Genomic DNA, 9,507 nt, shown 5'->3' with positions numbered 1-9,507 from the left:
AATAATAAGTGGAACAGACTTGAAGTTGGTTGACCCATAGGCAACTGTTACAGAGGTTGAGGTCAGCGTATAGTAGTTGCCACCTGCATCGTATGTCATAGCCCATCCCGGTGCCGAGCCCAGCGCGAGTGAAAACTGGTTGTTTGGCGGATAAATATAGACCGTGATTGGTCCTGATGATACGGATCCCGTTTGGCCTACGTTGAAAATACGAAGCGAAGCATTTTTTGTAAGTGCCGAAGGTTTGATATAACCAGCATCGGACATCACACCCAAAGGACGCAGGTCAGCTACCGAGCAGTTGGGGGCAGCAGCAATACTTACCGAATTAGAAACAGCAGATGTACATGTCCCGTTTGAGGCTGTAACCGTGTAAGGGCCGCTGCCACCTGCCAGTCCTGTGAAAGAGCCTGTTGTACTTGTCGCACCGCCCGGCGAGAGCGTGTAAGTGATTCCCGCAACCGGTGAAGTAACTGAGATTCCACCCGTAAGGACTGTACATGTCGGATCAACAGCCGTGATTGCTGGTGTGGCTGGTGTCGCAGATGAAACTGTAACAGCTGACGAGGTTGGGCTAAAGCAATTATTCGTAGCATCGTTATATGTCAGGTAATAGGTTCCTGGTGCAGCAACAGCCGTTGGGTCGCTTACCAGACTGCCCGAAGTTCCCGGAGTGCCGGTGTGCCATTTAAATGTACTTCCACTTGGCGGGGTGCCACTTTGAAGTGTGGTTAAATTGGCAGTTCCGCCGCAAGCAAGTAAAGTACTCGCGCTTGGAATAGGAGCCACAGTTCCGGCAGCACAAGTTGGAACCAATGATACACCATCAATACTTACATGAGTGCTACTAGGATAAGAAGGCCCAGATGACAAAGCTTTAAACCTTAAAGTGGCTGTTGTGGCTGTTGCAGTTAATGTTTGTGTGACTTTGACCCAATTCCAGCTAGTGCTGGTGAAAGATGCAACTTGTGCGTAACCAGATAATCCTGTTAAGGTCAACACCGGTCTGCCTGCATTCGTAAAGCCCCCAGTTGGTGTAAATGCCCAATAGTAGCTGAATGTATATGTTTTATCAATAGTAAGACCAGTTATGGTAGTTCCAAATTCTTCGGTTCCCAAGGACTGGTGATACTCTACACTTTCAAATGTACCACCATCTGGTGAAGCTACCGGCGTTCCTAGCCAGGGAACAATGCCCCCCGAAGGCTGGGCATTTGATCCTGATACACTATTAAGATCCGGGGTGGCGCTCACTTTACTCCATCCGCCAGGTACAGCATTATTCGCAGGAGTACCCGTAAGTGAACCATTAGTAATCAATTCCTGTGCAAACGCCAGGCTACTGAGCAACATCAATAATAAAAGACACGATAGCAATCTTGCCTGTGCTGATGTTCGTGTAAAAAAAACTGCCATATTTTTCATTTGTTAAAAAGCTAAAATTTGATTTGTATTCATTTGTTATAAACTGCATAAATGATGACCTCGCCCATAAACTTCCCGAAGATGGAATTGAAGGCCATGGTTAATCAGGACGGCTTCGGTCTTGTACTTTAGAAGATCCTTTTCATGTAGCTTATGAGTGTAGACTGGTTCCTTCTACATCGAGAACGGATGTAGCGGTAATGTTCCCAGGATTTATGCCAACTTCCCGATGACTGTTAACTGGATTTGTGAAAAACTGTTTCATTTTGTCGGTTTTTGAATTTGATGAAAATTTGTCTGTCTGTGTTAAATTGATAAGTTTGTTGAACATAAATGAATTATCATATGGTTATGAAACCGAAGATAACTTGATGGCTTTGACAGCCCGTCGTTATTTGTCTTCGACGGTGCAAAGTTCATCGAACAGATTTTACAATGAAATACTTCTACGGGCGTAAATAATTGGAGAAGCATGCCTTTGAAAAGGTAGATACGATCCGTAGAGATTAGATTATGCAGTTAATTGCAGTCGTCAATAAGCCTTGCTGACCCGCGCTTTTTAAAATTTATCGACAGGATGTTGCCCTTCAGAAAATTTCACCTAAATTTGAGATCAATTTTCAGGACTACCTGTTACAGTATTTACTTTTGCGATGATCATCATGAGGCTACTCTAATTGTCCGGCCTTTTGCACTGAGTTAGTTCAACTCGTAGAATAGTGCAGTTCTTTGAAAAAAACTTTTACCAACATTGGGAAATGTTTCAACACACTGCAATTAATTGATAGCACATTTTTCACGCCCAAGCTTTGCTCCCACAATCAACCCCTAATCCGCCGCTATTTTGTAATCTGGATCTTCGAGGATGTTGATCTCAATGACAGATTCTGCATTTTTGAGTAGCACTGTGCAATCGTTGCTCAGATGACGCAGATGTAACTTTTTACCTGCTTTCAGGTAACGTTCAGTCAGTTTATTCAACGCCTCTATGCCAGACATATCCGCAACCCTGCTGTCCTTGAAGTCAATGATTACATTTTCGGGATCACCGGCAACGTCGAATTGTTCGTTAAAAGCCGCCACAGATCCAAAAAAGAGCGGGCCGTAAATTTCGTAATGCTTAGTACCCTCGGCATCCAGATATTTTCTTGCTCTGATTCTTTTGGCACTTTCCCAGGCAAAGATCAACGCGGAAATGATTACGCCAATCAGCACCGCTAAAGCCAGGTTGTGCAGCAATATGGTGATTCCGGCCACAAGGATTCCAATAAAAACATCCTGCCTGGGCATTTTGTTGATTATTCTGAAACTGGCCCATTCAAATGTTCCGATCGCGACCATGATCATTACGCCGGTCAGCGCAGCCATCGGCACCTTTTCAATGAACGGTGCACCAAACAAAATGATCAGGAGGATCGTGAGGGAGGCAATGATACCGGATAGCCTGGCCCGGGCTCCTGCCGAAAGATTTACCAGGGTCTGCGCTATCATAGGACAGCCTCCCATCCCGAAGAAAAACCCATTCAAAATATTAGCAGTTCCCTGGGCAATGCACTCCTTATTTCCATTTCCTTTTGTATCGGTTATTTCATCCACAAGGTTAAGCGTCAGCAATCCCTCTGTCAGCCCCACACCGGCCATGATCAGCGAGTAGGGAAAAATGATGGCCAAAGTATCCAGATTGATGGGTATATCGGGAATATGGAAGGGGGGGAATCCACCACTGACCGATGCAATATCTTTTACCGTTCTTGTATCAATCTGAAAAACCAATACGATCATAAACACTGCAATAATGGCTATGAGCGAAGGCGGAACAGCTTTGGTAAAGCGTGGCACCAATAATATGATCCCGATCGTAAGTAGGACCAATCCTCCCATAATCCATAAGGGGTTACCGGAAAGCCAAACCGATTGCCCATTTTCGATGGTCTTGAACTGGCTGATCTGGGCGGTAAAAATGATTACGGCCAGTCCGTTTACAAAGCCATACATAACCGGCTGCGGGACAAGCCGGACAAACTTTCCCAGTTTGAACAGGCCGACAATGATCTGCAAAACACCTGCCCCTGCAACAGCCGCAAAAACATATTCAATACCATGGGAATTCATGAGAGCGATCAGCACTACCACCGTGGCGCCAGCCCCTCCGGAAATGAGTCCAGGCCTGCCACCCAGAACGGACGTAACCAACCCCATGATAAATGCGGCATACAATCCCACCAGTGGCGGAAAACCAGCCAGGATCGCGAAAGAAAGCGATTCAGGCATCATTGTCATGGCCACAGTCAATCCAGCAAGTATCTCTGCTCTATAGTCAACTTTTTGTGAAAAATCGAAGAAATTGAGGTACGCTTTCATTAAAACAATTTTCAGCCAATACAATTAGTGAGATAGTAAGAGGCTTATCGTCTCTTGCTGCTTCAAACTTACTCGATTTGCCTTTATTTAATTCCATTCACCGGCATTTTTCACTCCTAGTCTGGTAGCACTGTAAACAGGATCTTTGCCCTCGGTTTTTTGCTGTTGATAATCTCTCAAAGCATCCAGAGCAGGTTTTCTGAGCAGTATAATCGCAATGATATTAAGCCAGGCCATTAATCCGACGCCTATGTCGCCCACCGTCCAGGCCAATTCGGCTGTTTTTACGGATCCATAGAAGGTGGTAGTCATAATGAGCAGGCGTAATACCCACAGGGGTATCTTGCTCTCGCTCGTTTCCATCAGATAGCTCAAATTGGTTTCTGCGATATAGTAGTAAGCCATAATGGTGGTAAATGCAAAGAAAAGCAGAGCTATGGATACAAACCCGCTCCCCAAAGATGGAAAATGCGTGTTGATCGCCTCCTGAGTAAACTCCGCCCCGATCGCCATACCTTTCACATTCTCTACAAGAAAACCTCCATCCGGGTTTACCACGTTAAATTTCCCCGTAAAAAGTATCATCAGGGCAGTAGCGGTACATACAAATAAAGTGTCAACGTACACTGAAAATGCCTGCACCAATCCTTGCTTTGCAGGATGGCTAGCCTCAGCAGCAGCGGCCGCATGCGGTGCCGTTCCCTGCCCTGCTTCATTCGAGTAAATTCCTCTTTTTACTCCCCAGGCTACAGCCATTCCGAAAATACCGGCAAAAGCCGGTTCAAGATCGAAAGCTGATCGGAAAATAAGGCTAAAAATAGCCGGAACCTCTGTGATATTCATCGCAATAATAATTAAAGCCATCAGGATATAGGCTCCTGCCATGAACGGCACTACGAACTCTGCAACCTTACCGATACGTTTAACCCCTCCAAAAATGATGAGTCCAAGTAAACTGGTGACGGCACCGCCGGTAAGCTCGACCGGAATGGCAAACGCACTTTTTGCGCTGATTGCAATGCTGTTACTTTGAACTCCGGGCAGAAATACGGCCGTACTCAAAATTGTCGCAACTGCGAAAACGACCGCATACCATTTTACCCCAAGCCCTTTTTCAATATAAAAGGCAGGACCTCCCCGGTACTGCCCGTCTTTAACTTCTTTGTATATTTGGCCAAGCGTCGCTTCCACGTACGCTGAAGCTGCGCCCAGGAATGCGATGGCCCACATCCAGAATACTGCACCAGGACCGCCCATCGCTATGGCCGTCGCCACCCCGGCGATATTTCCCGTACCGACCCGCCCGGAAATAGCAATTGCGAAGGCCTGAAACGACGACACTCCTTTTGCTGAAGCCTTGTTTCCGAAAAGAAGTGATATCATATCCTTTAAAAAACGAACCTGAAGGAAACGGGTTACAACAGAAAAGTAAATACCGGTTCCCAGACAAAGGATAATTAGCGCATTGCTCCAGATTACATTATTAATCGAATTGATTATTTGCTCCATAACGGATAACTGACGAGTGAGTAGTTATAAAATATTTGGCTTTACATTGATAAAGAAAATGATAATTCTCCAAAGCCATCTATGTACCAACTAAAATAACTACTTTGTCTTCAAAAAATCTTAATCCGGAAGATAGAAGGCGGGTCGGTTTTTACGCCCGACTAATCAGTCAGTCGCAAGTTGATTGCAACCTTCTGACTTTTGGAAGCGCGGATATAGGTTTAAGATTTTACAGTTCTTAAATAAAATATACCGCCAGTTCCGGCGATTACCGAGGCCACCAGAATACCATACTTGGACTGGTCAACAAACTCCAAATTATTGAAAGCCAAACCTGTAACGAATAGAGACATGGTGAAGCCCACGCCAGAAAGCATGGCGACACCCAAAATGTGACTCCACATGACTTTTTGAGGAAGGCTCGAGAATTTGAGGCGGACCATCACCCAGGTGAATGTAAATACTCCTCCAATTTTCCCCGCCAGAAGTCCCGATGCAACGCCAATACTAACCGGGTTGACCAGAGACGAAAAGAAGTGACTGCCGATGTGCATTCCAGAATTAGCCAACGCAAACAGAGGCATAATAACGAAAGCAACCCATGGGTGAAGGGCATATTCTATTTTCTGAAGGGGTGTCTCTGCATCAGTGTTGAGCTTCTTAATTTTTTCGATCGTCAAGTGCTGCTCTGTCGTGGTCAGCGATCCGTTCTGGGGAATTGCACTTTCAAAGTCGTCGATATACCTTCTGACATCTTTGACATATTCTTCTTCATCGATTTTCGTTCTTGCTGGCATGGTGAATGCAACCAGCACACCCGCAATAGTAGCATGTACGCCAGAAAAAAGAAATCCGGCCCATACAGCAATTCCAAGTATCAAATAGAAAAGTGTTCCCCGAACACCCAGCAAATTACCGGCCATTAGAACAGTAAGCAATATACCAGCTACAATGAGCGGGACGTAAGCAATATGTGCAGTATAAAAAAAAGCGATTACCAGCACTGCACCCAGATCGTCAGCAACTGCCAGTGCCGATAAGAAAACTTTTACCGACCCGGGAATGTGGCTGCCTGCCAATGATAATAATGCCAGAGCGAAAGCAATATCGGTTGCCATGGGGATACCCCAGCCGTGTTGCGAGTCAAGGCCTTTGTTTATCGCAAAATAGATGAGAGCAGGTACCAGCATGCCGCCTAGTGCAGCCATCATGGGCAGTGATGCCTTTCTAACGGTGGAGAGTTCACCAGCCATAAATTCCCTTTTCAGCTCCAGGCCGATTACAAAAAAGAAAATCGCCATCAACCCATCGTTGATCCAAACGTGTAAGGGATGGCTAAAACTGAAATCAGAAAAACCAACAGACAACTTGGTTTCCCAGATATGATGATAGAATTCACCCCAGGGAGAATTGACCCATACAATGGCCATGACTACGCAGACAAAAAGAATGATCCCTCCGGTAAACTCCTGATGAATGAATCTGCTGACAGGTTTAAGTATTTGATCGATGGGCGACTCGGCCATGACTATCTGATGATTTATGACGGATTAAATTAATATGAATTACCCTTCTCCTCCATTATCATCATCAGAATCGCCCTTTTCATTTTGTTTGGACCGGTTTAACCTGTAAGAAAAGGTCACCAGAAATTGCCGGGCTCTCCATTGAAATTCCGATTTGGAATAATAGCCCGCAGTCTCGGTGATCCGACGTTGTTTTCTGGAATTAAATAAGTCACGAACACTGGCTGTGATAGTAGCCCTGCCTTTTAATACATCACGGGAAAGTCCCAGATCAACCCAATACTGCGCAAGGTCCCTGCCCTGAGTTGTTCTTCTGGGTGCCCGAAAATTGAATGCAGACTGAACGTCAACATTCCGGAATAATGTTATTTTTGAAGACAAACGACTTGTCCATGAATAGGTATCACTATTCAGTATCTGATCCTGATAAACCCCGTTGTTAATAGCTCTGAACACATTGGCGTTAGCTGTCCATTTCCACCATTCAAAAGGATCATATGTCAGGTTAAATTCAAATCCATAGGAATCACCTGTCGACAAATTCACTGGTGTTATCCTCGTGAAACCTGTAGAATCGATCGAAGTAATATTTTCAACAACGCCAAGACGGTGCCTATAGTAGACGCTCGATAACAAGGAACCTTTCGCCATATTAAGCAAGTGCCCGGCCTCAAATGAATGAGTATACTCGGGGTTTAACAAGGGATTTCCAGCACGAAAAACCCTCGAATCACTAAAATTTGAAAAAGGAAGGAGATCCCTGAATCCCGGACGGCTGAGCCTGTAACTGTAACTGAGCTGCAAAGTCTGCATGTCTTTCAGTTTATACGAAAGGTGGAGACTTGGAAATAAATTAAAATATTTCCTGTGGTTGGTTACGTTGGTTTTTTTAAGCTCAGTCAGGATATCTGAATATTCGCCACGCAAACCAGCCTGAATAAAAAACTTTCCGAATTCGTTGCTGGCCATTAAATATCCCGCATGGATTTTTTCATCATATGCCAGCCTGTTGTCAAATTCAGGAATGATGACCCAGTTCAGCTCCTGATTTTGCTGGTGAACAGAAAAATCATTATCCAATAACCTTACAGAACTTTTTACCCCGGTTTCAAACTTTCCGCTCTTTCCAAAGGGATAGATGTAATCTAACTGGAATAAAAAGTTTTTTTCGTCTTCGGTATTAAAAGAGCGCTGCCTAATGGCTGTCTCCTTTCCAATCGTGCTTTCATTGAACCTGGATGCCTCGGTTTCGTCACTTAAAATATATTTGGCCGTGACTGCAAGACTCTCCCCTTTCTTTTCAAATGTTTTGTTATAATTCAGCGCCGCCTCAAAATTAGTGCGCGGCTCCTTTTCCATTTCCGTTCGGACTACCGTGTTGGTTAGGTTATTGTTAAAGTCGAAATCCCGGTATTCGAGCGTCGTGTTGTTCGTGTTGCGAGATTTTCGATAAGAAACTGTTGCGTTTATGGTGTTCCGGCTATTTAAAAAATAATCCATTCCAATCATAAAGTTGTTTGAATATCCTCCACGCGTCCGGTTACTGATTTGTTCATACACAAAACTCGTATCGACACTGTTATACTCCTGGCGGGAAGTTCCTTTTCCTGGCCCCTCACGGTATATATTCCCATAACTGCCTATCAGATTTACCTTCTTTTTCCTGTAATTCAAATTGACAGATCCGCCAAAATTTGAAGGATAACCAGCGGTTGCGGTGAAGGAACCGTTCAGGCCATACCTTATATTCTTTTTCATGACAATATTTAAGATCCCCACTTCCCCCTCCGCGTCATATCTGGAAGAAGGGTTTGTAATAATCTCAATGCTTTCAATTAAATCTCCCGGAATTTGGCGAAGCGCCTCCGCGGGATTCATTCCGACCATTCCCGATTGCTTACCATCAATCAAAATCCGGACATTTCCACTTCCGCGCAAAGCCACGTTCCCATCAACATCCACGGTCACGGAGGGCATATTGTTTAAAATATCAGAAGCATTGCTCCCAATATTGCTTAAGTCCTTTCCAACGTTGAACACCCGCTTGTCCAGCTGTAACTCCATCTGACTTTTTTCCCCACGTACTACAAGTTCTTCAAGTTGCTTCGTGTCAGACTTCAAAGAAATAGTCCCTAAGTTTATATTTTGATTGGCCACGACAATATTGGGGACAATCTTCTCATTGAGACCTAAATAGGATACTTTGAGGAAATACTTGCCCTGCTTAACAGGTATAACAAACTTTCCTAGCTCATCCGAAACTGCCCCTCCTATGAAAGTTGAGTCGACCGATAAATAAATCGCAACATTTGCGAAAAGAACCGGCTGTTTTCCCGAGTCCTCTAACTTTCCTTGAATACTGATAGCCCCCTCGGATGCGTCTTGAGCATTACTCAGAGTGAAAGTAAACGATAAGACAAACAGGATAAATGAAAAGATTTTCATATCAGAAGAAGTTTAGAAATTGTCAGCGCAGAAGTTGCTGAAAGATGTTTTTGAGAACCGAACTAGTATGACTATCAATCACACCGAAAGTTTAATCTCTTTTTAATTTCTTCTAATAATAAAACTCTGTTCCACCAGTCTTCTGATGAATCACTTTTGAGGAATGGTGCGATATGTTAGCTCCATAACCGGAAAATCGCTAAGTGGAAAATCCGGGTCAACACCCTTAGAACGATATACT

Annotated in this window: 5 protein-coding genes; all 5 read right to left on the bottom strand. The window is 44.4% G+C overall.

Annotated elements, in window-relative coordinates:
* Positions 1-1,416 (bottom strand): hypothetical protein (locus AC1XUD_RS03010; RefSeq protein WP_483359463.1); only part of this gene is annotated, 1,416 nt, incomplete at its 3' end.
* Between the two features lie 837 nt (positions 1,417-2,253).
* Positions 2,254-3,786: a SulP family inorganic anion transporter gene (locus AC1XUD_RS03005; protein ID WP_483359462.1), complete on the bottom strand. Its 1,533-nt coding sequence runs from the start codon at positions 3,784-3,786 to the stop codon at positions 2,254-2,256.
* An 87-nt stretch (positions 3,787-3,873) separates the two neighbouring features.
* Positions 3,874-5,295 (bottom strand): alanine/glycine:cation symporter family protein, encoded by a 1,422-nt coding sequence (locus AC1XUD_RS03000; protein WP_483359461.1) that lies wholly within the window; start codon positions 5,293-5,295, stop codon positions 3,874-3,876.
* A 221-nt stretch (positions 5,296-5,516) separates the two neighbouring features.
* A complete protein-coding gene (gene nhaA, locus AC1XUD_RS02995; RefSeq protein ID WP_483359460.1) occupies positions 5,517-6,821 on the bottom strand; it encodes a Na+/H+ antiporter NhaA in 1,305 nt (434 codons plus the stop codon).
* A 39-nt stretch (positions 6,822-6,860) separates the two neighbouring features.
* Entirely contained in the window at positions 6,861-9,266 is a 2,406-nt protein-coding gene (locus AC1XUD_RS02990) for a TonB-dependent receptor (RefSeq protein WP_483359459.1), read from the bottom strand.
* Positions 9,267-9,507: the final 241 nt, after the last annotated feature.

Source organism: Dyadobacter sp. HNCC25DJ184 (assembly GCF_056895215.1).
The sequence above is the reverse complement of the archived record's forward strand: the minus strand, read 5'-3'. Positions and strand labels throughout refer to the sequence as shown.